Origin of the sequence: Neisseria sp. P0008.S004 (assembly GCF_051962755.1) — a bacterium.
In the GTDB taxonomy this organism is placed as follows: domain Bacteria; phylum Pseudomonadota; class Gammaproteobacteria; order Burkholderiales; family Neisseriaceae; genus Neisseria; species Neisseria subflava_A.
Window position 1 is genome coordinate 1 of record NZ_JBQCUZ010000004.1, and the last position, 23,629, is coordinate 23,629.

Below are 23,629 nucleotides of genomic sequence, written 5' to 3' on the forward strand. Positions count from 1 at the left end.
CTGTTTGTCGAGTAGATTTTGCAGATCGGGAACGCTGTCGGCACCGTGATGGGCAGTGGCCGAATCGGTATGGATGCGGAGGGCGCGGGCACTGGTTTTTTTGCCGCCGATGGTGATGTTGCCTTCGCTGTGCCGCTCGTTCCGTTTGTAGGCTTCGCCGAGGGAAACTTCGCGCCCCTGCAGATGCAGATCGCCGCCGGCATACAGTTGTGCGGCTTCGGTAGTCAGTTTGCCGCCCGCCGCGATGGTGGTATCGCCTTTCAGGCTGCCTATCTGCGAGGAGACTACGGCAGACGATACGCTGTTTTGCTGCAGCTTGGTTTGGGTTTTGCCGTAACCGGCCATCGCCACGCCGTTTTTCAGGCTGCCGGTGAGGCCGGACTTTTTGCGCTCGTGGTTTTCCCAATCCTGGTAGCGGTTGTCTTGTGATTAATGAGGTGGTGGGTAAATCCGCTTACATCCAACACATCATAGCTACTCAAACAATCCGTATAGACAATACTGTCAGGCATAATTTTCTTTGTGATAACAGGAAATAACGTCTCTCTTTTAGCGTTCTCAATAACCACGGTATAAACCTTGCCGCCGCGTTTGAGAATACCAAAAACTGCCACCTTGTCTGCCGCACCGCATCCACGTTTGCCTTTGCGGTGTCCGCCAAAATAGCTCTCGTCCAACTCAACTGAGCCGTCAAAAACCGTATCGGCTTCCAGTGAAAGATGATGGCTGATGACTTCGCGAATCTTGCGGTAAAACAGCACTGCCGAATTGGGGTGGATGCCCGATAAATCAGCTGCTGAACGGGCGGTAACTTCGAGTACAAAAAACTGGAGCAGTTTCTTTTGAATACTCTTTTTTAGTTTACAATGGGTTATCTTCATTTTTGCAGTCTAACACTAGTACAGCCCCTAAATTTTTATTCATGGAGATTTTCATTTATTAAAAATTCGGGTAAGTTTTTAAACAAAAAAAATTCATCTCCCCAATTAATCATATTCAACACTGATTGGGAAAAAATTAGCCGAAACCCGATTTCATCATCATCAAGATATAGTTTTCTCATTTCCAATAGGTCTTCATCTTTAAGGAAACCAAAAAAATCAAAATCGGTTAAATCGAATATTTTAAGCTCTCCATAACTACCTAAAGATACGTTTTCAGCTTCCTTGTTGATTTCATAAGACAGATTCGGTTCGCTGCCATTACACTTAAATAAAACAGGGATCCCTTCCAAATCAAACTGTATTTCATCGGGACGTTGGACATCAATATCAAGATCCGTTTCGTCATATATGAAGAAAAGCTCCTTTACTGATAAAATCCTTCCATTTAACTCATTCATTTATTTACCCTTATCCCTTCTTTTACTGATGGATTAGTTAAGCCATTTTTCAAAATTGTTATAAACTCTCCTTCAGGAGATGTTACTACTACATTATTTCCTTTAATTCTAAATAAAACTGATCCACGTGCATGATTTGCACCTTGCCTGATTCCCTGCCCGTTAAAAGTTCCTACCCTTAACTCATCTGGCCGTTTAGCAATTTCATAAATAAATTTTTTAAAACTTTCTCTTCCGCTAGAAGTTCATATCAAATCCATGTTCAGTAGCATGTTTTCCTACTTTGCGACCAAATTGGTTATCGGCTAAAGAAAATCTTTGCGGGTTCCAAGATGCTTTTTGAAATTCCTTAGGAATTTTAGCAAAATCAATTTCTAATCTTGCCAACTCTTCTTGTATCTTGCTTACTTTAACCTCAAGTTGTTCAAATCTTCTAGGCGAGCCTTTCGCATCTTTGGCTAATTCAAACAATTTCTTGGCTGTGCGCAAATCCCCCGCTTCTTTGGCAGCTTCGTAGGCCTTTCTGAAATCGCGGACGGTTTCTAGTTTTTTAGCTACTTTCACTCCTGGAATGGCAAAAATAGTTGCAACAGCATAATCTCTAAACGTGTCGGCCTGTTTGAAATCTTTAATCGTTCCGACAACCGTCATATCGGTAAGCAGTTCGCTGCCAATCCGCATCATTTTTGCATTGGCGGCAATTTCTTCCGGTGATTTGCCGTAAGACATTAACACAACAGTATCGGTTTTGCCGAACTCTTCGCTATGAGCCTGCCTTCTTTCGGGATTAAATGCCATTTTAATCATTGAGTAATATAAAAGGCCGTCTGAAAAATATACTTTCAGACGGCCTTTCAAATGATTCAAAAGAAAATCCTACATTTGCACCGAGCCGCTGACGGTCAGGCTGATCTCTTCCGAACCTGGGGAGGCTGGTACGCCATCTTCTATTCCTGCAGCCATTTCTGCGACGGGGGCTGTCCGTAACATTTTGGCACGTGCGAAATCACCGCCGATTTGGCGGTTGCCGATGTGGCCCAGGTTGAGTTTGACGATTTTGTAACTGGAGAAGCCGAGTGTTTGGGCGAGGTTTTGGGCGCGGTCTTTGAAGCGTAGGATGACGGCCTTGCTCAGTTGGTCGACGGTTTCTTCGCGTTTTTCTTTGGATACGGAAAATGAGGAGCTTTCCAAAACGGCGATATTGATGCTGTCGGCAATCAGGCGGTTGAGTGCTTCAAAGTCTTTGCTTTCTACTTTGAAGTAGGCATGTTCTTCCCAACCGGTTTGGGTGCGTTTGCCGTTGGTGTATTGATAGCGCGGGGATGCGTTGCGCTCCATCAGCTCGGCTTTAAATTTGCTGTTTTGGGAGATTTTGTTGAACTGGTTGAATTTCTTCATGAAGGCTTGGTTGACGGCTTGACGGTCTTTACCTTCGGCGTTGACGCTGAAATGCGCGGTCATGGTATCCCGTGGCACTTCCATATTCGCGGATTCGGAAAATTCAACGATGTTGTAGTTGAGGCTTTCTGCTGCAACGGGCAGGGAGGCGGCTAGCAGTAGGGCGGTAAGGGCTGGGCGGAGCATTTTGGTTTTCCTTGTAATGCGGATTTTAAAAAAGTAATTTAGCATGCAAGATGGAAACGTTGGCTTTGACAAGCGTAAGGATTTGTCTGGGTTGAGGCCGTCTGAAAAGAAGTTACTTTGTATCCATCAAGCCGACTTCATGGGGATTGAGGCGGGCTTTTTCTTCTTGGCCTAAGCCGACCAATTTCCGCAAGCGGGTCATGTAGGCATTGACGTCAAGGCCCCGTCCGTAGCGTTGTGCTTCCCAGATGGTTTCTGCCAAGGCTTCCATCATATCGTGTTCGGCTTTGACCCAGTCGCCGTTGTAACGGGCGCAAAGCTGATGGTGGATGGCACGGATGCCCGGGGGCTGGTCGATGGCGCTTTGTTCTTGCAGGGAAAGGTGTAGCGACATGTGCAGGAATGGGTTGCTTTCGCCGTCTTCGGGCAACCATTCTTTATCTAAATATTGTTCGATGTCTTCGAGATAGTGTCCGTATTCGGGATGGGCTTCGATAATGCGCAAAGCTTTTTGTTGCAGGCCGTCCAATTGGAGCGGTGCGAGCCTGTGTTGCCAGACGTTGGCAAAGAATCGGCGGACATCGTGGGTGTTTACGTCATACATGATGGGTGTGATTTGATTTTGGGATATGTGATTATATAGCGATTGCGATAAAAAAGGCCGTCTGAAAAATATGTTTTCAGACGGCCTTTGTTTTGCAGGGTTTAGCGGCGGTCGATGATTCGGTAATACACTTCGCCGTCTTGGACATAGCCCAATTCGACGCGGGCAATTTCGGCGATAGCCTCTTGTCCGTGTGCCAAATCTTCAACTTCCGCATTGAGGAAATTGTTGCGCAAAGTGAGCGTTTGGTTTTTTTCCTCCTGACGGACGAGCTGCTCCTGCAATTCTTCCGTATGCCCGACGCTGCCTTTACCAAACCAAAGGCTGTACTGACAGCACAAAAGTGCGAAGGTTAAAACAAAAGTCACCCACTTCATACAATCAATATCCTATATTCTGCTTATTTGCCCAATTGGTAGAATGCGGCTTTGCCAGGGTAGTAAGCGGCTTCGGCCAATTCTTCTTCGATGCGCAACAATTGGTTGTATTTCGCCATGCGGTCAGAACGGGACAGGGAGCCGGTTTTGATTTGCATACAGTTGGTGGCAACTGCCAAGTCGGCAATGGTGCTGTCTTCGGTTTCGCCGGAACGGTGGCTCATTACGCTGGTGTAGCGGTTGCGTTTGGCCAAGTCAACGGCTTTCAGGGTTTCGCTCAAAGTACCGATTTGGTTTACTTTAACCAGCAATGCGTTTGCCACGCCTTTTTCGATGCCTTCAGCCAAGATTTTTGGATTGGTTACGAACAAGTCGTCGCCGACCAATTGAACTCGGCCGCCCAATTTTTCGGTCAACAGTTTCCAGCCTTCCCAGTCGTTTTCGTCCATACCGTCTTCAATGGAAATGATTGGGAATTCGTTAACCAGGCCTTCCAAGTATTCGGCAAATTCTGCGCTGGTGTAAGAGCGGCCTTCGGCTTCCAAGTGGTATTTGCCGTCTTTGTAGAACTCGCTGGATGCGCAGTCCAGGGCGAACAATACGTCTTCGCCAGCTTTGTAGCCGGCGGCTTCTGTGGCTTCCACCATCAGTTGCAGGGCTTCTTTGTGGCTGTTCAGGTTGGGTGCGAAACCGCCTTCGTCGCCCACGGTGGTTGGGAAGCCTTTGCTATCGCACAGTTTTTTCAGTGCGTGGAAAATTTCGGCACCGCAACGCAGGGCTTCGCGGAAAGATTTTGCGCCGACAGGCATGATCATGAATTCTTGGATGTTCAGGCTGTTGTTGGCGTGTTCGCCGCCGTTGATAACGTTCATCATCGGAACTGGCAGAGCCATTGGGCCTGCGCCGCCCAAGTAACGATATAGAGGCAGGCCTGCATCTTCAGCGGCTGCGCGTGCTACGGCCATAGAAACAGCCAAAGTAGCGTTGGCACCCAATTTGCCTTTGTTTTCAGTACCGTCCAATTCGATCATGATTTGGTCGATATAAGATTGCTCGCTGGCATCGATACCGATGAGGGCTTGCGCGATTTGGTTGTTGACGTGGTCAACGGCTTTCAATACGCCTTTGCCCAAATAACGGGATTTGTCGCCGTCACGCAGTTCCAAAGCTTCTTTTTGGCCGGTTGATGCGCCGCTTGGTACGGCCGCGCGTCCCATAACGCCGGATTCCAACAATACGTCACACTCTACAGTAGGGTTGCCGCGGGAGTCCAAAATTTCGCGTGCAAAAATATCAACGATTGCGCTCATGAATATCTCCAAATAGGATGGTAAAAGAAAAGTAGCTTTGTTACGTTTCAGACGGCCTTAAGGATGATTGCCAAAGTCTGATGAATGCAGACATTATACCGTCTTTGCCAGGTATGGCATCGGAGTCGGTATGAAACCGACTGTAAGTTTGTTTCACGTCAATATCGCTCGAACAAACATAAGCCGTATAGTGTAACATTTTTTACCCTTTTTAGGGTGAAAAGCTGATTAAATAAGGCATAAGGCCGTCTGAAAAACGGATTAGTCTTCGCCCAAAATCATCGAGCCTACGCCGTCATCGGTCAGTACTTCCAAGAGCAGGGCGTTGGGAACACGGCCATCTATGATATGCGTGGCTTTGACACCGCTTTTGGCGGCTTCGACGGCAGAGGCAATTTTAGGCAGCATACCGCCGTACAGCGTACCATCTTCAATCAGTTCGTCAATGCGGCTTGGCGTCAGGGTGGTCAATAATTTGCCTTCTTTATCCAGTACGCCGGGGATATTGGTCATCATCAGCAGTTTTTCGGCTTGAAGTTTTTCCGCCAGTTTGCCGGCAACCAAGTCAGCATTGATGTTGAACGCTTCGCCGTTTTGACCTACGCCGATGGGTGCGATGACCGGAATGCAGCCGCGTTCGACCAAGCCTTCCACCAAACGGGTATCGATGTCCGCCACGGTGCCGACTTGCCCAATGTCCACGCCTTTTTGTTCGGGCGTGTCAATCAGGAGTTTTTCCGCTTTGATGAAGTGGTTGTCCCGGCCGGTAATGCCGACGGCGCGGCCACCGAAGGTGGTAATCATGGAAACGATTTCTTTATTGACGTGTCCACCCAAAACCATTTCTACGATGTCCATGGTTTCGCTGTCGGTCACGCGCATGCCTTGAACAAACTCTCCTTTTTTGCCAACTTTTTCCAACATTTCATTGATTTGCGGGCCGCCGCCGTGAACGATGACGGGATGCAGGCCGATCAGTTTGAGCAGGACGACATCGCGTGCGAAGCCCTCTTTTAAGGCCGACTCGGTCATGGCATTGCCGCCGTATTTGATGACGATGATGGAGCCGGAAAAACGGCGGATATAAGGTAAAGATTCGGCAAGGACGCGCGCTTTGATGGCAGGGGAGACAGATTGTTGCTGAGTCATGGTTTCAACCTTGTTTCATAATTTCGGCCTTTATCTTAATCCCAAAGGCCGTCTGAAACAATATTTCCAAGCGCTTGAAATCCTGTTAAATCAGTTAAATGGTTGAAACCAGCCTCATGCAAACGGTAAAATGACGGTTTGCTTCGGCCTCTTCGCCGATTACTAAGGATACCCATGATGAAAATCAGCACCCAATTCGATGCCGGTTCGGTCGTTGTCAAAGACTTGAGCAACCCTGCCGATATCCGCCTCGCCCTGCGTCCCGACAATGCTTCGGAGTTTGCCCAATGGTTTTACTTCCGTTTGCAGGGTGCGGCCTATCAAAACTGCGTGATGCATTTTGAAAATGCGGCGGACGCTGCGTATCCTTTGGGCTGGGAGGACTATCAGGCTTGCGCTTCTTACGACCGCCAAAATTGGTTCCGCGTGCCGACCAGCTATGAAAACGGCGTGTTGACCATCAACCATACGCCCCTGTCCAACAGCGTTTACTACGCCTATTTCGAGCCTTATTCCAACGAGCAGCATTTGAACCTTTTGGGCGATGCGCAGGGCAGCGGTTTGTGCCGTATTGACGATTTGGGCAGCACTGTTCAAGGCCGTGATATCAATCTTCTGACCATCGGCAACCAAGTCGAAAGCGACATGAAAGTCTGGATTATCGCCCGTCAACATCCGGGCGAAACCATGGCGGAATGGTTTGTCGAAGGTTTGCTGGGCCGCCTGCTTGATCCGCAAGATCCGACCGCGCGTATGCTGCTTGACCGTGCGACTTTCTATATTGTGCCAAATATGAATCCGGACGGTTCGGTTTTGGGTAATCTGCGCACCAATGCCGCCGGCGCCAACCTCAACCGCGAATGGGAAAACCCGACTTTGGAGCGAAGCCCCGAAGTCTTTGCTGTCCGTGAAAAAATGATGGAAACCGGCGTGGATTTGTTCTTGGATATTCACGGCGATGAAGGCCTGCCGTTTGTCTTTGTGGCCGGTACCGAAGGCGTGCCGAACTACAACGAGCGCATCGAAGCCTTGGAAGACCAATTCAAACTTGCGCTGCTCAATGCCAGCCCCGATTTCCAAGACGATTACGGCTATGACAAAGATGCGCCGGGTCAGGCAAACATGACTTTGGCGACCAACTGGGTCGGCAATCATTTCAACTGCCTTGCCTATACTTTGGAAATGCCGTTTAAAGACAATGCCAACCTGCCGGACGACGATTTCGGCTGGAACGGCCAACGCTCGCTGCGCTTGGGCGAGGCCATGTTGTCTGCTATTTTGAATGTGGTTGGCGATTTGCGTTAAACCGTCCGACACTGCATACAGGCCGTCTGAAAGTTCAGGCTTTCAGACGGCCTTTGAGATAAGGAACACACATTATGATGATACATCCCCAGTTTGATCCGGTGCTGATCAGCATCGGCCCGCTTGCCATCCGCTGGTATGCCTTGAGCTATATTGTCGGCTTTATCCTGTTTACGATTTTGGGCCGCCGCCGTATCACGCAGGGCAATTCTGTGTTTACCAAAGAAACACTCGACGATTTCCTGACTTGGGGTATCTTGGGCGTCATCTTGGGTGGCCGTATCGGCTACGTTTTGTTTTATAAATTTTCCGACTATTTGGCCAACCCGTTGGATATTTTCAAAGTTTGGGAAGGCGGTATGTCGTTTCACGGCGGCTTCTTGGGCGTGGTCGTTGCCATGTGGCTGTTTGGCCGTAAGCATAACATCAGCATTTTAAAATTGATGGATACCGTTGCACCGCTCGTGCCGCTGGGCTTGGCTTCCGGCCGTATCGGCAACTTTATCAACGGCGAACTTTGGGGGCGCGTGACCGAACTCAATGCTTTCTGGGCGATGGGTTTCCCGCAAGCGCGTTACGAAGATGCGGAGGCTGCGGCGCACAATCCTTTGTGGGCCGAGTGGCTGCAACAATACGGCATGCTGCCGCGCCACCCGTCTCAGCTTTACCAGTTTGCCCTTGAAGGCATTTGCCTGTTTGTCATCGTTTGGATTTTCTCGAAAAAACCACGTCCGGCCGGACAAACGGCAGCATTGTTCTTGGGCGGTTACGGTTTGTTCCGCTTTATTGCAGAATTTGCCCGTCAGCCTGATGACTATCTCGGCCTGCTGACTTTGGGTTTGTCCATGGGGCAATGGTTGAGCGTGCCGATGATTGTATTGGGTGTGATTGGTTTTGTTTGGTTTGGCCGTAAAAACAGCGTTGCCAAAGCATAAATAAAACAAGAAATAAAGGCCGTCTGAAAAGGTTTTCAGACGGCCTTTTTATGGCTTTAAGAAAACGGATTTTGGGTTTAACCGAAAAAGCCCATTTTGACTTGAATGAGTTTTTCCAACTCCGGTAGGACGCGGCGGCGTGAGACGAAGAAGATAATGTGGTCGCCGTCTTGGAGGATGGTTTCGGTGTGGTGTCCCATGATGACCTCGCCGGTTGCGCCGCGGACGATGGCGGCGATGTAGCAGTCGCTCGGCCATTTGATGCCGCTGATGCGGCGGCCGACGATGGCGGAAGTGTTTTTATCGCCGTGTACCACCACTTCAATGGCTTCGGCTGTACCACGGCGCAAAGGATGGACGGCAACGATGTCGCCGCGGCGGATGTGGGCGAGGATGGAGCCGATGGTAATCAGATGGGGGGAAACAACGATATCGATTTTGTTGCCTTCGAGCAAATCGACGTAGCTTGAGCGGTTGACGATGGTAATCACGCGTTTGGCACCAAGGTTTTTCGCCAACAGGCTGGACATGATGTTGTTTTCGTCATCATTGGTCAGCGCGCAGAAGACGTCGATTTCGTCGATGTATTCTTCGTCCAGCAGGGTTTCGTCGGTGGCGGAACCTTGCAGGACGAGGGTGTTGTCCAGATTCTCGGCCAGCCATTCGGCGCGCTGGGGTTTGTATTCGATGATTTTGATGTCGTATTTGGATTCAAGCTGCTTGGCGAGGCGGTAGCCGATGTTGCCGCCGCCGGCAATCATGATGCGGCGGGTACGCGCTTCTTTCGGACGCAATTCACGCATGATGGCTTCAACGCTGTTGATGTCGGCAGCAAACAGGACTTCATCGCCTTCAATGATGACGGTTTGCGGCGTTGGGACGATCAGGCGGTTGTTGCGGTAGATGGCGCAGATTTGGCAGTCCGCACCTTCGAGCAGGTGTTGGTTGATATCGGCAATTTCACGGCCGATCAGCAAACCGCCTTTGCGTGCTTGAACAATCACCATGCGGACTTGGTCGTTGGCGAAACTGAGTACCTGCAATGAGCTGGTGTAGTTGAGCAGGCCGACGAGTTGTTCGGTAACTAGCTGTTCGGGGCTGATGGTTTCGGTAATGCCGAAGATGTTGAGGCTGCCTTCTTCGGGGTTATCGCTGCCGTCAACCGGATATTCGAGGTATTCGCTTGAGCGCACGCGTGCGATGCGGCTGGGGATGTTGAATAGGTCGGCGGCGATTTTGGAGGCGACAATGTTGGTTTCGTCGCTGCGGGTCAGGGCAAGCAGAAGGTCGGAGTCCGCCGCGCCTGCCTGTTCGAGGGTAAAGGGCGATGCGCCGTTGCCGACGATGGTTTGGACATCGAGGCGGCTGCTGATGCGGTTGAGCGCTTTTTCGTCGATGTCGATGATGGTAACGTCGTTGCTGGGAACGGAGGCGAGATTTTGGGCGACGGTCGAGCCGACTTGGCCGCTGCCGAGAATGAGTATTTTCACGGTAATTGAGTGTGTTCGGTAAAAATGAAATTGTAACAAAAGGCCGTCTGAAATTGGAGTTTCAGACGGCCTGATTTTTCAATCGGCTAAAGGGTTACCAATAGCCCAAGGCTTTCCACCACAAGATGCCGACAGTGCTGAAAATCAGGATTTCGACCACGCTCATGATGAAGCCGGCTTTCCACCATTCGGTCATGTTGACGTAGTTCGAGCCGTAAATGACAGGTGCGGAACCGGTGGCGTAGTGGGTCAGCGACATCATGATGCCGGTAGCGGCTGCCATAATCAGGGCAAACAGCATCGGTGGTGCGCCCAAGGCCAAGCCTGCGCCGTAGAATGCGCCGAACATGGCGGTAACGTGTGCCGTACCGCTGGCGAAAACGTAGTGGGAGTAGAGGTAGGCCAGCATCAACAGGGCGCAACCGGCTTCCCAACCCAAGCCCATGTGGGCGATGCCGTTTTGCATGGAGTCGGACAACCAACTGATGAGGCCCAGTTTGTTGAGGAAGTTTGCCATCATCACCAAGGCAGCAAACCAAACAATGGTATCCCACGCGCTTTTTTCTTTCAGCGCGTCGTCCCAAGTCAGTACGCCGGTCAACAGGCACAAGCTCAAGCCGAGGAAGGTGGTGGCGGTAGCGTCAACTTTCACGCCGAACAGCATCTCGGGAATACCCGCCCACAACAGCAGCAGAACCAGGAAAATACCCAGCATGATTTTTTCTTCACGCTTCATCGGCCCCATGGCAGCCAAATGCTCTTTTGCCAATGCAGTGGCGTTAGGGGTTTGTTTGATTTCAGGCGGATACAGGAAATACAACACCAGCGGCATCAGCAGCATGGCAAGCAGGCCGGGTACTACCATTGCCAAGAACCAAGTACCCCAAGAGAGTTGGATTTGTGAATTGGTGGCTTTGGCAACCAATTCGACTACCAGCGGATTGGGTGCGGTGGCAGTGATAAAAATCAGACAGGTAATTACGTTGGAGTGGAAGTTGACCAGTGAAAGGTATTTACCGATTTTGCCTTCCGTACCTTTTTCAGGGTCAGAGTCGAAGCTCAGGGCAATGGATTTCATAATCGGATGTACGATGGCACCGCCGCGCGCGGTATTACTCGGCGTTACCGGACCGATGACCAAGTCGGCCAATGCCAAGCTGTAACCTACGCCCAGCGTGCGTTTGCCGAAGAGAGAAATCAAAAGATAGCCAATACGCATACCCAAGCCGGTTTTCAACAGGCCGCGCGAGATGATGATGGCGATACCGATCATCCAGATAAGTGGGTTGTTGAGGCTGCTCAAAGCGTCTTTGGTTGCGTCTGCAGCTTTTTCGTTGGTCACGCCGGTCAGTGCAACCAAGGTAATGCCCAAAATCGCCATTGCGCCGATAGGCATGGCTTTGCCGATGATGCCGGCAATGATGCCGACAAACAATGCCAAAAGATGCCATGCGTCAGGCGATACGCCTTGAGGAACGGGGATAACGAACCAGATAAGCAGCGTCAGCACAAGTGCGACCGCCGCAGGAATTGGCTTGAAGCCCATGTTGAATCTCCTAATTTGAGGATTTAAAGTATTGGGAAATCTGTTTTCAGACGGCCTGAGTGTTGCTAAAGCCTGTCTGAACGTATTTTGGTAGGTTCGGAAGGTATTTTTCTTATTGGGTTTCTCTTCAATCTTGGAAAGAAGAGAATGGGAGTCGAGTATCGTCTTTCAGACGGCCTTTACAGAAACAGGCCGTCTGAAAACAACGCCGTTTTACTCCTGTTCTTGCGGCAGGCCGTACTCTTCGGGGAAGGTACGCAGCGAGCTTTGCAACACGGTAACCGCGCCGTCAATCAAACCGCAACGGCCGCTTCGTGGCAACAGTTGGCACAGGCTTTGCAGGGCGCGCAGGTCGTCGGGAGTGCCGATGCCGGTGTCCACGCGGTTGAGCAGGCGGGAAAGCTGGAATGTGCCGCCTTTACACGGCGGGCATTGACCGCATGAGTTGGAAGCAAAAAATTCCACATACTCGGCCACTTTACGCACCACGCTGGTGCCTTCGGAAATCACAATCATCGCGCCGGTACCGAGGCTGGATTTGCGTTCGCGTACGGAAACGAAGTCCAAAGGCACATCCAAATCTTTTACAGTCAAAAGCGTATTGGACGGGCCGCCGGTAAATACGGCTTTAAACGTGCGGCCTTCGAGCATACCGCCGCCGTGATCGTAAATCAGCGATTGCAGGGTCGTACCCATCGGCAGTTCGTACAGGCCCGGATTCAATACGTCGCCGGAGAGCGAGTAGAGTTTCGTACCTGCCGCATCGCCCAAACCCAAAGATTTGTACCATTCCGCGCCTTTGGCAAGGATTTGCGGAATATTGGCGAAGGTTTCGGTATTGTTGATAAGGGTCGGCTCACCGTTGACACCGCTTTCGGCAGGGAAAGGCGGCTTGCGGCGAGGGAAGGGGAAACCGCCTTCCAGCCATGAAATCACGGCAGTTTCTTCGCCGCCGATATAACGGCCTGAAGTTTCAACCAGTTGCAAGTCCAAAGGTTTACCCAAGTAGTTTTCGATGCGGATAAACAAATCGCTGTTTTTCCATTGCTCGATGGCCGGTGTGATGGAAGCGATGGATTCGGTTTGATGAGGGTTGACGTACAGAATCGCTTTGTTGGCACGGCAGGCAACGGCGGCAATTAGGACGCCTTCGATGACTTGGTGCGGGGTATTTGCCAGCAGTACGCGGTCTTTAAATGTACCCGGTTCGTCTTCGTTGGCATTGCAGACAACGTATTTATCGCCATTTTTGCTTTGGGCGGCAACGGCGGCCTCCCATTTGCGCCAAGTCGGGAAACCTGCACCGCCCATACCGCAAAGATTGGCATCTTGCAGTTTGGAAACAATGCTTTGAGGATCGGCAAGCGCAGCCAGCAAGCCTTCGCCGCCACCGACTTTGCGCCAGGCGGCTAAATCTGCGCCGACTTGGCGGGAAGGATGCAGTAAGTTTTGATTGGCTTGGTTCATGATTGTTGCTCCTGCAAACCGGCGTGTTCGCGCAAATCGAATTTGCCGTAGTCGGGATATAAAACGGGGGCTTTGATGTCGCTGGTCAGACCGGCGCGGGTCATTTCGCGTTGCAGGTCATGGACGTGTCCGACACCGCCGCGTACTTTTTTCAGCGGCAGGCCGCAACCTGCGGCGGCTTTACCGGCACGGCGGCCGAAGCTGATGATGTCCAAAAGCGCATTGCCCATCAGGCGGTTGCGGCCGTGAATACCGCCGGTTACTTCGCCGGCGCAATAGAGGCCTTCAACGCAGGTTGCGCCGTCGCCGTTGATTTCGATACCGCCGTTTTGATAGTGCAGGGTCGGATGAATCATGACCGGCTCAACGGCAGGGTCGATGCCGCATTTGTGGGCAACGTGGCCGAGTGTTACCAAACGGTTTAATACGTCAGGATCGTTGGCAATCAGGCGCGGGGTGTCGAGGAATACGCCGACTTGTCCGTCGCGTACCACGCCGCGGCCTTCGCGGCATTCACGCAGAATCGCAGCGGCAACAACGTCGCGCGGTTGTAATTCGTCAACGAAACGTTCGCCCAAACCGTTGACCAGTTTGGTGCCTGCGGAGCGCACGGCTTCGGAAATCAGCGCGCCTGCCAAGTGTGGAGGGTGGGCAACGCCGGTCGGGTGGTATTGGAAAGAATCGACATCGCGCAGTTTGGCGCCGATACGGTAGGCCATCACCAGGCCGTCTGCAGTCGCGCCATAATGGTTGGAAGTGGCAAAACCCTGCAAATGCAGGCGTCCGCTGCCGCCGGTTGCCAATACCACGGCTTTGGCGTGAACCAACACCAAAGAGCGTTTTTCCAAATCGTACAAAATCGCGCCGACGCAGCGGCCGTGTTCGTCTGATAATAATTCGATGGCGGGGTGGCGGTTGAGCTGGGTAATGTTTTCGTCGAGTTCGACTGCCTCGCGCAGTACGCGCATCATTTCAAGGCCGGTAAAGTCGCGGTAGCTCAGAATGCGCGGCACGGTCGTACCGCCTGCACGCTTGCGGCTCAACATGCCGTTGCTGTCTGCGCCTTTAGTCAAGTCAAAAGTCATGCCCAAGCCAATCAGCCAGCGGATGGCAGATGGTGCATCGGTAACCATTTGTGCCACCAATTCTTTTTTGCCGACGTTGTGGCCGCCTTTGATGGTGTCGTCAAAGTGTTGTTGCAGGCTGTCTTCTGCGCCGACCGCTGCTTGAATGCCGCCTTCGGCCATCACGGTATTGCTGTCGCCGATACGCAGTTTGTTCGCCATGATGACGCGTGCGCCGGCTTCAGTCGCAGACAATGCCGCCGCTGCGCCCGCACCGCCGCCGCCAATTACCAATACGTCAGTGTTTAAATGTTCAGCGCCTGACAAATTATAGTCGTCAATCAGAGGCTGACTGATTAAGAGTTTGGCTAAATCAGGATGGCAGTAATCGCCTTGGTTTGGACCGATAGGCAGTTTCACACGGGCATTTGCCTGATAGTCAGGGTGAAATTGGCTCAGTAATTCGTTTTTTTCAGGTAAATCGCCGCGCAGCTCCAATGAGGACGCACGCAGGTTGGCAAGGGCGGTTTCGTAGTCTATGCCTTGGATTTTGTTAACCATTACACTGACTCCTCTTCAAATTCGACTTTCATTTTGCCGCTGTCGATTTCGCGTAGGCGGCGCATCAAATCCACAGGACGCAATGTGCGCGCTGCTTTCATACGGCGAGCGAACAGGCCCAAGTGGTTCGGACGGATGTGTTCGGGGCAGGAGAGGGTGCAGAGGTTGCACATCACGCATTGGTCAAAGGTCAGCGCAGCCGCGCCGAAATCACCGGAAACTACCTGCGCTACGCCGTTTTCCACTTGCAAACCTTTAGGACAGGCGCGATTACAGCCGCCGCAATGACGGCAGTTTTGCGCTTCAGGGAAGGCTTTGGCGGTATCGTCCAACCAGTTCCAGCCATCACCAATCTCGCTGACGTCGTAATATTGGATGTGCTCCGGAATAAAGTAGTCCAAGAAGCTGACCTGCATGCCTTCTTCAACTTTGGTCTCGCATGCCAACGCAGTGGTTACTTCGCGCTCGCCTTCTTTACGAATCATGCAGCGACAGGAACCGCATACGCCTTGACCCATACAGCCGACATTGGCAGTAATCGCATTGCCTGAACGGGCATAGGCTTGGATGATTGACGAGTCGGCAGAAGCTTTGACTTCATGGCCGTCTATGGTCAGGGTTAACAAATTTTCACTCATGGTTTGTTCCTGTGAAATTGGAAGTTGGAATAGTGGATAATTTGGTTAATTGTATTTTTATTACATTTATTGCGTATGAGGAAAATATCCAAGTGATTTACTCAGAAATTCTTTTAAAATCAATGTTTATCTTTATGAGTTGAAGTGTGTCAGAATTTAGTGATTTTGATGATAGGGGTAATCCAAGGTTTTATAGAAGGAGGATTACAAACAAAACATGCCTATTATTTAGACAAATTTATTACAAAAATTTGATTTTAAAAGTAAAATAAAATTACTTTTTTATTATAAATTTTAAAATATTCGTATATTTACTAGTAAAAATCATTATTATATGTTAGAAAATTTTGCATAGATTATTGTATATATTGAATAATGTTCTGATAGGCAAGCAGTGAAAAAATTGTTATAAAATTTCAGAAAATCAAACAAGTTTGATATCAGTCAAGAAGATTGAGGGAGAAAATGACACGGATTTTACAATTGTGTATTGTATTGGAGAATAAGAAAGACCGTCTAAAATTTAGGTAGTTTCCTTTTAAATACAGTATACTAAATTTTTTATCAGATACTTAAGGCAAGCATTTTCAGACGGCCTTGGAATAAGATTATCATTTAAAAACAATGTAATTTTATTTCTATATAGGTGAATGGTAAGTAGATATAGATTATCAATAACCAAGTAATTTAATACGATATTAAATTTCATTTAAATCAATAGGGTATGAAAATGATATTGTCTGGGTCAATCATTTGAAAGCACTATTACACTATTGAAGGCCGTCTGAAAAAATCGGTCTCTTAAGAAATAAACAAACCCTCCCTACCATGACTCCGAAAAGGAACACAATCATGACCGTCATCAAGCAAGAAGACTTTATCCAAAGTATTTTCGATGCTTTCCAATTCATCAGCTACTACCATCCTAAAGACTACATTCAGGCTTTGTACAAGGCTTATCAAAAAGAAGAAAACCCTGCCGCCAAAGATGCGATGGCGCAGATTTTGGTCAATAGCCGTATGTGTGCCGAAGGCCATCGCCCGATTTGTCAGGATACCGGTATTGCAACCGTATTTTTGAAAGTGGGCATGGATGTACAGTGGGATGCTGAGATGAGCGTACAGGAAATGGTCAACGAAGGCGTACGCCGCGCATATACCTATCCTGACAACAAACTGCGTGCCTCCGTATTGGCCGACCCGGCAGGCAAACGTCAAAATACCAAAGACAACACCCCTGCCGTTGTACACATGGAAATCGTGAAAGGCGACAAAGTCGAAGTTACTTGCGCGGCCAAAGGCGGCGGTTCTGAAAACAAAACCAAAGTGGCCATGCTCAACCCTTCAGACAGTATCGTGGACTGGGTATTGAAAACCGTTCCTCAAATGGGTGCAGGCTGGTGTCCTCCGGGCATCTTGGGTATCGGCATCGGCGGTACGCCTGAAAAAGCAGTGTTGATGGCCAAAGAAAGCCTGATGAGCCATATCGATATTCAGGAGCTCAAAGAAAAAGCCGATTCCGGTGCAGAATTGTCTACTACCGAAGCCCTGCGCTTGGAACTCTACAAAAAAGTAAATGCCTTGGGTATTGGTGCCCAAGGCTTGGGCGGTTTGAGCACCGTGCTGGATGTCAAAATCCTTGATTACCCAACCCACGCGGCTTCCAAACCGATTGCTATGATTCCAAACTGCGCGGCAACCCGCCACATCGAATTTGAATTGGACGGTTCAGGCCCGGCCAAACTGGAGGCCCCGTCTTTGGAAGACTGGCCGGATCTGACTTATAGCCCTGACAACGGCAAACGTGTCGATGTCAACAATCTGACCAAAGAAGAAGTGGCTACATGGAAAACCGGCGACGTATTGTTGCTGAATGGTAAAATCCTGACCGGCCGCGATGCTGCGCACAAACGTCTGGTTGACATGCTCAACAAAGGCGAAGAGTTGCCGGTGGATTTCACCAACAAACTGATTTACTACGTCGGCCCGGTTGATCCAGTCCGTGACGAAGTTGTTGGTCCGGCTGGTCCGACTACTTCCACCCGTATGGATAAATTTACCCGCCAAATGCTGGAACAAACCGGCCTCTTGGGTATGATTGGTAAATCCGAACGCGGCGCAGCAACTTGCCAAGCCATTGCCGATAACAAAGCCGTTTACCTGATGGCTGTCGGCGGCGCGGCATATTTGGTTGCCAAAGCCATTAAAGCATCTAAAGTCTTGGCGTTCCCAGAATTGGGTATGGAAGCGATTTACGAATTTGAAGTCAAAGACATGCCTGTGACCGTTGCGGTGGATAGCAACGGCGAATCGGTTCACGCTATTGCGCCAAAACAATGGCAGGCCAAAATCGGTATTATTCCGGTTGAAGCTTGATATTTGACTGAATAATCAAAGGCCGTCTGAACGATTTCAGACGGCCTTTTTTTGTTTACAAATAATTCAAATGTTTTCAAACGAGTAAATTTCCCTTTCTAAAAAGCACTTGTCAAAATCAGCGTTTGAAACTAGAATTCACAGCTTATCGAGTCGGAGTGTGGCGCAGTCTGGTAGCGCACTTGCATGGGGTGCAAGGGGTCGAAGGTTCGAATCCTTTCACTCCGACCAAAGAATTGGAAAGAGCCGTTTTAAAAACGGCTCTTTTTTCGTTTGGATGATTTATCTGGATAATGTGTCCGAATGGATTTTAAAACTTAATACCAATACCGTCTGAAACAAAACCTGCTTTCTCAAAGCAGGTTTTGTTGTTTCTAAAGCAGGGCTATTCGGTACTATCTTTCAGCGTGTCTTTATAAGTATAAAGATAAGACGCGCCGACAAAGGATGCACCACCGATGACATTGCCCAGGAATACGGGAATCATGTTGAAGAAAAATTGCCCCCACGTGATGTTTGCACCTGCCAAAATACCTGCTGGGATAACGAACATATTGGCGACAAGGTGTTGGAAGCCGTTTAATACGAAAATCATGACAGGGAACCAAATGGCCAGCATTCGTCCGGTTGTGTTTTTAGCAGCAAAGTGCAGCCATGCACCCATGCATACCATCCAGTTACATGCGACTGCCGATACGAAAGCGCGGCCGAAATCCATATGGACTTTTGCTTCCGCCACGACAATGGTTTTTTCTGCCACGCTGCCTTCAATCATGCCGACATAGTATCCGAGGAAAAAAGCCATTGCCAGCGTGCCCACCAAATTGCCCATGCAGACGATAACCCAGTTGCGCAGCAGCATTTTGGAGGAAATCCGTCCGGCCAATCTGCCTAAAGACATGATCATCATGTTACTGGTTACCAGCTCGCCGCCGCCAAGCAGGATACAAATCAAGGCGATAGGGAACACGGCGGCGCCGAGTAAAGTGGCAAAACCGCTCCATTCGTGCGGAATGCCGCTGACTACTTTCAAATAAGCAAGATAACCGAAACCGATGTATCCGCCGGCCAAAATGCTCAAGATTGCCAGAGTGGGGATGCTGGATTGTGCTTTGGCGCAGCTTTTGTCGAGAACAACCTGTAAAATTTCCTGTGGGTATAAATCGCGCGAAGCCATGATGTTCCTTAAAGTAGGTTGAGGAGGAAACGCCGTTTCAAAAGTGGCGCAAACTGTCGCGGTAGGGCAGTGTTATAGGGAGCCGGTGTACGGTCTTTGTCTTATCAATTAGCCTGAATTAAACCTAAACAACAGATACTTCGCCTTGCTTTAGCTCAAAAGAAATATTATTACATTTTGTCTCCATATTCAAAAAGGCCGTCTGAACATTGAAATTTCAGACGGCCTGGTTTTGATTTTTTAAACTGACAAATGAGCCAGCTTTGCATTGCCTTCGCGAGGAATAGGGCGCGGATTACCTTGTGCATCGATAGCGACGTAAGTGAATACGGCTTCGGTAACCAGTTGGCGGTCTTCCGTTACCATATCGTTCATCAAAGTCTTCACCCACACTTCGATTTTCAGTTGCAAAGAAGTATTGCCTACACGGACGCAATGACCATAGCAGCATACGACGTTGCCGACCTTTACCGGTCTGATGAAATTCATTTCTTGAACGGCCACGGTGACAATTCGTCCCTGTGCGATTTCTGCCGCCAAAATACCGCCGCCCAGATCCATTTGCGACATAATCCAGCCGCCGAAGATGTCCTGATTAGGATTGGTATCACGTGGCATGGCTACCGTACGCAATAAAAGTTGTCCTTCGGGTGCAGCATGGGTTTGTTTGTTGTCAGCCATAAAAAATCCTGTCAAAAAGTGGTATTTTACGCCATTTGTGGCGATAAACCTATGTAGGCCGTCTGAAAAATCAGCAGGTAAAGTGTTACAATTAAATATATTCATCAGACAAAGGAGAAAGCTCATGCATCCGATTCAAGAACCACGAAATAGCGGCCTTTTACGCGTATCCGACATTCACGAAATCTACTGGGAGGAATCAGGCAATCCTGATGGCCACCCCGTGATTTTCCTGCATGGCGGCCCCGGAGCAGGCGCATCACCGGCCTGCCGAGGCTTTTTTAATCCAGAACATTTCCGCATCGTCATCATCGACCAACGCGGTTGCGGACGCTCCAAACCGTATGCCTGTATCGAAGACAATACCACATGGGATTTGGTTGCCGATATTGAAAAAGTACGCGAAATGCTCGGCATTCAAAAATGGCTGGTTTTCGGCGGCTCATGGGGCAGCACCTTGTCGCTGACTTATGCCGAAACCCATCCCGAGCGCGTCAGCGGCTTAGTTTTGCGCGGTATTTTCCTGTGCAGGCCGTCTGAAATGGCATGGTTGAACGAAGCAGGCGGCGTAAGCCAAATTTATCCGGCCCAATGGCAAAAATTCATTGCCCCCGTGGCCGAAAACAAACGCCAAGCCCTAATTAAAGCCTACCATGAAATGCTGTTTAGCGAAGATGAAGCCACACGCCTCAAAGCAGCCAAATCATGGGCAGACTGGGAAAGCTACCTTATTCAGTTTGAACCTAAAGACGTGGATGAAGATCCGCAAGCCTCCCTTGCCATCGCAAGAATGGAAAACCATTACTTCGTGAACGAAGGCTGGTTGCAGGGCGATAAAGCCATCTTGGCAAATATCGACAAAATCCGCCATATCCCAACCATCATCGTCCAAGGCCGCTACGACCTATGCACCCCGATGCAAAGCGCGTGGGAGCTCTCGCAAGCCTTCCCTGAAGCGGAATTGAGAATCGTCCAAGCAGGCCATTCTTCTTTTGATCCTTTGCTTTCCGAGGCTTTAGTGAAAGCAGTAGAGGATATTAGAAGCAAGTTATAAAGATTAATAAATGACAATGCCGTCTGAAAAAGTTTCAGACGGCATTTTTTCTATTTACATATTAAATTTAATATCATATTATCATTGCATATGTATCAATTTGAATTTTTTAGAATTTCAATATGAAACCCCTAATTTACTACGCCCATTCCGCGCAAGATAAACTCGGCAATCTCTTGCCTTACGAACATTGGCAAACCTTGCAAAGCCATTCGGTAAATGTTGGCGAAATGGCGGCGGAGTTTGCGCGAGTATTCGGGGCGCAGGAACAGGCCTGCCAGACGGGACAGCTGCATGACTTAGGGAAATATTCAGAAGCCTTTAACCGCCGATTGCATGGCGGCGCATCAGTCGATCATGCTACCGCCGGAGCCAAAATTGCCGTTGAGCTTTGGGGAAATGTTATCGGTAAGTTAATGGCGTTTTGCATTGCGGGGCATCATGCAGGGTTGGCTAATGGATGTGGTGAGGGCGATAACCGCAGTACTTTGAAACAGCGTCTAGCTTTGCAATTTGGCGAAGATATTCCCGCTCTCGATAATCTGTGGCAACAAGAAATCAAGCTCCCTCAAGCCCTGTCCGCACCGCTACTCAAAGCCGACGCGCATCATCCTTTTTTCTCCTACGCCTTCTTCACCCGAATGCTCTATTCCTGCTTGGTGGATGCCGATTATCTCGACACCGAAGCCTTTTATTCAAACCTAGAAAACAAAGCCGTCGAGCGAGGCGGTTATCCCGATTTAAACGCCTTACAACACAATTTCAATCAATTCATCAACGATTTCAGACGACGTATCGCTCAAACTCCAAAGAAAACCGAAGCCGAAAAACGCAATGCCGCTTTAAACCGCCTACGCAGTGAAATTCTCGATTACGCCGTAGAACAAGCGACACAAGCGCAAGGGCTGTTCACGCTCACGGTGCCTACCGGTGGCGGAAAAACTTTCACTTCCATGGCATTCGCACTGGAACACGCCAAACATCACGGCATGCGTCGCGTGATTTACGTCATCCCTTTCACCAGCATCATCGAACAAAATGCCGCCGAATTCCGCAAAGCCTTTGGCGAATTGGGCGAACAAGCCGTGCTGGAACACCACAGTACCTTCGACGACGGCAAACTGCAAAATGAGGCCACCAAAGACAAATTGCGCCTTGCCTCGGAAAACTGGGATGCGCCGATTATCGTGACCACCGCCGTGCAATTCTTCGAATCCCTCTTTGCCGACCGCTCCTCGCGCTGCCGCAAACTGCACAACATCGCAGGCTCCGTCATCATCCTCGACGAAGCGCAAATGCTGCCGCTCAATCTTTTGCTGCCCATCATGCAAGCCATCAAAGAATTGGCGCAAAACTACCGCTGCAGCATCGTCATGTGCACCGCCACCCAGCCAGCCGTGCAAGCCGAAAACGGCTTCTATCGCGGCTTTGAAAACGTGCGCGAAATTGCCCCAAAACCGACCGCACTTTTCGACAGACTGCGCCGCACCACCGTGCAACACATCGGCACACAAACCGACGCCGACCTGCTCGCCAAATTTGCCGAACACCCGCAAATGCTCGTCATCGTCAATAACCGTCGCCATGCCCGCAGCCTATACGACCAAGCCAAACACCTTGACGGCACGTTCCACCTGACTACCTTAATGTGCGCCAAACACCGCAGCCAAAAGCTCGATGAAATCCGAGACCGTCTGAAAAAGGGCGAACCCTGCCGCGTCATCGCCACCTCTTTAATTGAAGCCGGCGTTGATGTGGATTTTCCGCTGGTGATGCGCGCCGAAGCAGGTTTAGACAGCGTTGCGCAAGCTGCCGGACGCTGTAACCGCGAAGGCAAAAGGCCGTCTGAAAACAGCTTTGTCTGGATATTTGCGCCCGAAGAACAATGGAAAGCCCCACCTGAACTTGCCGCCCAAGCCGCCGTTATGCGCCTGACCGCCGACAGCTTTTCAGACGACCTCTTATCCACCCAAGCCGTCGCCGCCTATTTCGCTGAGCTTTATCAATTAAAAGGCAGCGAACTGGACAATAAAAAAATCCTGAAAATGCACAACGATACAGGGCAAAGCCTCGATTTCCCATTCCAAACCATCGCTGACAAGTTCCGCATGATTGAAAGCCATATGCAGCCGCTGATTATTCCGTTCGATGTTGATGCCGAAAGCCTCATCAGCAGCCTGCACCACGCCGATCACATTGGTGGACTACTGCGCAAACTGCAACCCTACACCGTCCAAATCCCCGAAAAAGCCCTCGCCGCTTTATATAAAGCAGGACGTATCGAACCGATTAACGAGAAAAACTTCGGAAAACAGTTTTATACGCTGATCGGGCTAGATTTGTATGACGAAGTGGCGGGGCTTTCTTGGGAGGATACGGAGTTTTTGAAGGGGGAGAGTTTGGTGTTTTAAGTTTGGTCTATAATGTAAATAATTTAACTTCTTTAGAAGTTGATTTTTGAAAAATGCAAGAGTAATATATCCATAAAGTCATTAGAGCTGTTTGAGAATACATAGTGGCTAAATAACGTTTAGATAATTAATAAAAGGAACTAATTATGGTCAAAACATATACTATTTTTGTTAGTCATTCTTGGGATCATTCAAATGATCTTGTTAGTCTTCATAACTTATTAAGTAGCCGAGGATATTTTTACTATGATCCACAAGAGGTTACTAAAAATAACCCTATCAATTCTGAAAATGCAATTTATATTAAGCAGCGATTGAGAGAGAGAATAAAAAATTCAGATATTCTTCTTGCTCTTGCTGGAATCTATGCAAGCCATAGTGATTGGATGAAGTGGGAAATAGAAACGGCAAGAGCGTTAGGCATCCCTATTGTGGGCATTATTCCTCGTGGACAAGAACGAATTTCTAAAGTTGTTTTTGATAATTCGATTATAGATATTCGTTGGAATACTGAATCAATTGTTCAAGCTATTCGCAGTTACGCCAAATGATAGGGGT

General features: G+C 49.4%; 21 protein-coding genes, 1 tRNA gene and 1 pseudogene. 7 read left to right on the forward strand and 16 right to left on the reverse strand.

Features of this window, described 5'->3' with window-relative positions; translation table 11 throughout:
* The 9 genes and pseudogenes from ACTHSW_RS05055 to argB form a co-directional block, all read right to left on the reverse strand.
* The coding region (locus ACTHSW_RS05055) for a hypothetical protein (RefSeq protein WP_440373779.1) at positions 1–345 on the reverse strand (345 nt) is incomplete at its 3' end.
* 80 nt (positions 346–425) lie between these two features.
* Positions 426–881 (reverse strand): annotated as a pseudogene (locus ACTHSW_RS05060) (IS1595 family transposase); the annotation flags it as partial.
* 35 nt (positions 882–916) lie between these two features.
* A complete protein-coding gene (locus ACTHSW_RS05065) occupies positions 917–1,342 on the reverse strand; it encodes a hypothetical protein (RefSeq protein WP_070460305.1) in 426 nt (141 codons plus the stop codon).
* 237 nt (positions 1,343–1,579) lie between these two features.
* Positions 1,580–2,209, reverse strand: coding sequence for a hypothetical protein (locus ACTHSW_RS05070; RefSeq protein WP_141743126.1), 630 nt, complete (start codon positions 2,207–2,209; stop codon positions 1,580–1,582).
* Between the two features lie 9 nt (positions 2,210–2,218).
* Positions 2,219–2,926, reverse strand: coding sequence for an SIMPL domain-containing protein (locus ACTHSW_RS05075; protein ID WP_070460301.1), 708 nt, complete (start codon positions 2,924–2,926; stop codon positions 2,219–2,221).
* A gap of 112 nt (positions 2,927–3,038) precedes the next feature.
* Positions 3,039–3,530 carry a DUF1841 family protein gene (locus ACTHSW_RS05080; protein ID WP_070460299.1) on the reverse strand — a complete coding sequence of 164 codons (492 nt, stop codon included), beginning with the start codon at positions 3,528–3,530 and terminating at the stop codon, positions 3,039–3,041.
* 101 nt (positions 3,531–3,631) lie between these two features.
* The gene (gene ftsB, locus ACTHSW_RS05085; RefSeq protein WP_003679613.1) at positions 3,632–3,907 is read right to left on the reverse strand and encodes a cell division protein FtsB; all 276 of its coding nucleotides are present in this window, start codon (positions 3,905–3,907) and stop codon (positions 3,632–3,634) included.
* A gap of 23 nt (positions 3,908–3,930) precedes the next feature.
* Entirely contained in the window at positions 3,931–5,217 is a 1,287-nt protein-coding gene (gene eno / locus ACTHSW_RS05090) for a phosphopyruvate hydratase (RefSeq protein WP_107810907.1), read from the reverse strand.
* Positions 5,218–5,478: 261 nt separating this feature from the next.
* Complete coding sequence (gene argB / locus ACTHSW_RS05095; protein ID WP_070585531.1) at positions 5,479–6,366, reverse strand: acetylglutamate kinase; 888 nt, start codon at positions 6,364–6,366, stop codon at positions 5,479–5,481.
* A 174-nt stretch (positions 6,367–6,540) separates the two neighbouring features.
* Here argB and ACTHSW_RS05100 point away from each other — a divergent pair, with 174 nt between their 5' ends.
* Positions 6,541–7,671: a M14 family metallopeptidase gene (locus tag ACTHSW_RS05100; RefSeq protein WP_070592169.1), complete on the forward strand. Its 1,131-nt coding sequence runs from the start codon at positions 6,541–6,543 to the stop codon at positions 7,669–7,671.
* A 74-nt stretch (positions 7,672–7,745) separates the two neighbouring features.
* Positions 7,746–8,606: a prolipoprotein diacylglyceryl transferase gene (gene lgt, locus ACTHSW_RS05105; RefSeq protein WP_070460292.1), complete on the forward strand. Its 861-nt coding sequence runs from the start codon at positions 7,746–7,748 to the stop codon at positions 8,604–8,606.
* Positions 8,607–8,683: 77 nt separating this feature from the next.
* Here lgt and trkA read toward each other — a convergent pair whose 3' ends face one another.
* The 5 genes from trkA to ACTHSW_RS05130 form a co-directional block, all read right to left on the reverse strand.
* Positions 8,684–10,096 carry a Trk system potassium transporter TrkA gene (gene trkA / locus ACTHSW_RS05110; RefSeq protein WP_070460290.1) on the reverse strand — a complete coding sequence of 471 codons (1,413 nt, stop codon included), beginning with the start codon at positions 10,094–10,096 and terminating at the stop codon, positions 8,684–8,686.
* A gap of 94 nt (positions 10,097–10,190) precedes the next feature.
* Positions 10,191–11,642, reverse strand: a complete 1,452-nt coding sequence (locus ACTHSW_RS05115) for a DASS family sodium-coupled anion symporter (RefSeq protein ID WP_070460288.1) — start codon at positions 11,640–11,642, stop codon at positions 10,191–10,193.
* Positions 11,643–11,855: 213 nt separating this feature from the next.
* Entirely contained in the window at positions 11,856–13,109 is a 1,254-nt protein-coding gene (locus tag ACTHSW_RS05120; protein WP_070460286.1) for a complex I 51 kDa subunit family protein, read from the reverse strand.
* On the reverse strand, positions 13,106–14,734 hold the full coding sequence (locus ACTHSW_RS05125) for an FAD-binding protein (protein ID WP_070585538.1): 1,629 nt from the start codon (positions 14,732–14,734) through the stop codon (positions 13,106–13,108). The genes ACTHSW_RS05120 and ACTHSW_RS05125 overlap by 4 nt, the downstream gene beginning before the upstream one ends.
* On the reverse strand, positions 14,734–15,372 hold the full coding sequence (locus tag ACTHSW_RS05130; RefSeq protein ID WP_063068720.1) for a 2Fe-2S iron-sulfur cluster-binding protein: 639 nt from the start codon (positions 15,370–15,372) through the stop codon (positions 14,734–14,736). Before ACTHSW_RS05130 ends, ACTHSW_RS05125 begins: the two co-directional genes overlap by 1 nt.
* Before the next feature lie 852 nt (positions 15,373–16,224).
* Here ACTHSW_RS05130 and ACTHSW_RS05135 point away from each other — a divergent pair.
* Positions 16,225–17,748 carry a fumarate hydratase gene (locus ACTHSW_RS05135; protein ID WP_049323434.1) on the forward strand — a complete coding sequence of 508 codons (1,524 nt, stop codon included), beginning with the start codon at positions 16,225–16,227 and terminating at the stop codon, positions 17,746–17,748.
* A gap of 154 nt (positions 17,749–17,902) precedes the next feature.
* Positions 17,903–17,979 (forward strand) — tRNA-Pro (locus ACTHSW_RS05140).
* Between the two features lie 154 nt (positions 17,980–18,133).
* Here ACTHSW_RS05140 and ACTHSW_RS05145 read toward each other — a convergent pair.
* Together ACTHSW_RS05145 and yciA are read right to left on the reverse strand one after the other, a co-directional pair.
* On the reverse strand, positions 18,134–18,925 hold the full coding sequence (locus ACTHSW_RS05145; protein WP_440373780.1) for a formate/nitrite transporter family protein: 792 nt from the start codon (positions 18,923–18,925) through the stop codon (positions 18,134–18,136).
* 240 nt (positions 18,926–19,165) lie between these two features.
* The gene (gene yciA / locus ACTHSW_RS05150; RefSeq protein WP_036491440.1) at positions 19,166–19,606 is read right to left on the reverse strand and encodes an acyl-CoA thioester hydrolase YciA; all 441 of its coding nucleotides are present in this window, start codon (positions 19,604–19,606) and stop codon (positions 19,166–19,168) included.
* Between the two features lie 124 nt (positions 19,607–19,730).
* On the opposite strand from yciA, the gene pip reads away from it, so the two are divergent.
* The 3 genes from pip (at position 19,731) to ACTHSW_RS05165 (ending at position 23,622) form a co-directional block, all read left to right on the forward strand.
* The gene (pip, locus tag ACTHSW_RS05155; RefSeq protein ID WP_308904227.1) at positions 19,731–20,660 is read left to right on the forward strand and encodes a prolyl aminopeptidase; all 930 of its coding nucleotides are present in this window, start codon (positions 19,731–19,733) and stop codon (positions 20,658–20,660) included.
* Between the two features lie 122 nt (positions 20,661–20,782).
* Positions 20,783–23,071: a CRISPR-associated helicase Cas3' gene (gene cas3 / locus ACTHSW_RS05160; protein WP_440373781.1), complete on the forward strand. Its 2,289-nt coding sequence runs from the start codon at positions 20,783–20,785 to the stop codon at positions 23,069–23,071.
* Between the two features lie 146 nt (positions 23,072–23,217).
* On the forward strand, positions 23,218–23,622 hold the full coding sequence (locus ACTHSW_RS05165; protein ID WP_070460273.1) for a TIR domain-containing protein: 405 nt from the start codon (positions 23,218–23,220) through the stop codon (positions 23,620–23,622).
* The last annotated feature ends 7 nt before the right edge of the window (positions 23,623–23,629 follow it).